General features: G+C 66.9%; 1 protein-coding gene. It reads right to left on the reverse strand.

The genetic code is table 11. The features are described 5' to 3' along the window. Positions 1-149: 149 nt before the first annotated feature. A complete protein-coding gene (locus D7V88_RS41315) occupies positions 150-1,124 on the reverse strand; it encodes a hypothetical protein (RefSeq protein WP_120545936.1) in 975 nt (324 codons plus the stop codon). Positions 1,125-1,609 lie beyond the last annotated feature (485 nt).

A 1,609-nucleotide genomic window follows, 5' to 3' on the forward strand; every position in this document is an offset into this window, starting at 1 on the left:
CCTGCACCGTCGCCATCCCATGGCGGGAGCGGGGGGGCTGGGAGTCGGGATTCGGGCGCGCGGTGGGGAGCGCCGCACGCCCGGATGCACGGGCACGGACCCTGGGGGAGGCCTGACGTGCCCGGCGGCTTGAAGAGACTCGGGGAAGACTAGGTGCAGCTACCGCAGTCGGCCTTGCAGCTATCAGCGGTGAGGCCGGTGCCACAGCGTTCGGTGAACTGGCAGGTGCCGTCGCCGCAGCGGTACAGCTCCTGGGGCTGCACACGCGTGGTGATGGTCGGGTACGTCTTCCCGTTGTACGTACACTGCGTGTAGTAGGGCTGGCTCGCGTCACCCTTGGTGCAGAACTGGGAGCAGGCGCCCACGTTGGTGATGGGTGCGCAGGTGTCCCCCTTCAGCGTCAGGCCGCAAGCGCGCGTGGTGCTTTCCGCGGAGCTGAACTCGCGATCACGCGCCGCGAACAGGCCCTCGGTCGTGAAGAGGTTGCCGAAGAAGCACGCCTCCTTCGCGTTGAACGCGGACAGCTCCTCGGAGGAGTACGACAGCGGCGTGCCCTCGGCGGTGCGTCCCAGCACCGACAGCGAGATGTGCAGGCCGTACTTGTTCGCGTGCGCCGCGAGGCACGCGCTCACCACCTGCTGCTCCGCCACCGTCGCGGGCTTGCCCGACGCCCAGCCCGGCGCGAGCCCCAGGCTGCCCTGCCACGTGTACTTCGCCCCCGTGGACGCGTTCTCGTAGCTGCGCGTCTGGCCGGCGGCCACCGCGCACTTCACGATGTACGCCATCAGCGCCGGCGACGTGCCCGCGTTCGCGTTGAACCAGTCGTTGAAGCCATTGGTGGACAGGCCGTTGGTGGACAGGCCGTTGGTGGACAGGCCGTTGGTGGACAGGCCGTTGGTGGACAGGCCGTTGGTGGACAGGCCGTTGTCCACCATCTGCGGCTGCTCCGCCGACGCCAGCACCCACGCCTCGTCCGGGGTGTTCTCCGAGGCCACCCCACCGCAACCCACCACGGCCAACAACGCACCTGTCAGCAACAACGCCTTCAGGGGTTGGGCCAAGGCACTCCGGTTCCACCACTCGCTGCATCCACTTCCAGGCTGAAAAGCAGGGGTGAGGCGCATGTAGGGGGCTCCCGCTCAAGGGAAGTCGGATGAACGACTTCCAGGATGTCAGGCAGTCCAGGCTTTCAACTAGAAAGTCGTTGAAACTGTCAGACAGGGGAATCGTGACGCATTCTGGGGGGGAAATAAATACCGCGCCTGCAGAAAATTACTGTGTAGGTTGAATCCAGACGCGACCTTCAGTAGGCCTCTGGAGGGCCTGTCACCACAAGGACGATCGGGGTGGGGTGGCTGGAGGACAACTCACTGCGAGGGTGGGCCCTGCAGGAATCGCGAAGCCGGAGGGGTCAGGGCGAAGCCGTCAGGATCGCGGACGTTCCAGGTAGCCACATGCGTCACGGGTCCCCCTACCACCTCGGCCTCATCGGCCTCGCCCCGGGTTTCCGCCTCGCCATGGTGGAGGCAGAGGTGGACGTGGGCCTGGGCGGCGTCCGCCAGACACTGGGCTTCCGCGTGCAGGTCGCGCAGGGCCTTGAGCGTGTCGG

This window comes from Corallococcus terminator, from assembly GCF_003611635.1.
In the GTDB taxonomy this organism is placed as follows: Bacteria; Myxococcota; Myxococcia; order Myxococcales; family Myxococcaceae; genus Corallococcus; species Corallococcus terminator.

What these genes read in the sequence shown, in the direction of transcription:
- D7V88_RS41315 (WP_120545936.1), bottom strand. Translation starts at nt 1,124, where the DNA reads ATGCGCCTCACCCCTGCTTTTCAGCCTGGAAGTGGATGCAGCGAGTGG.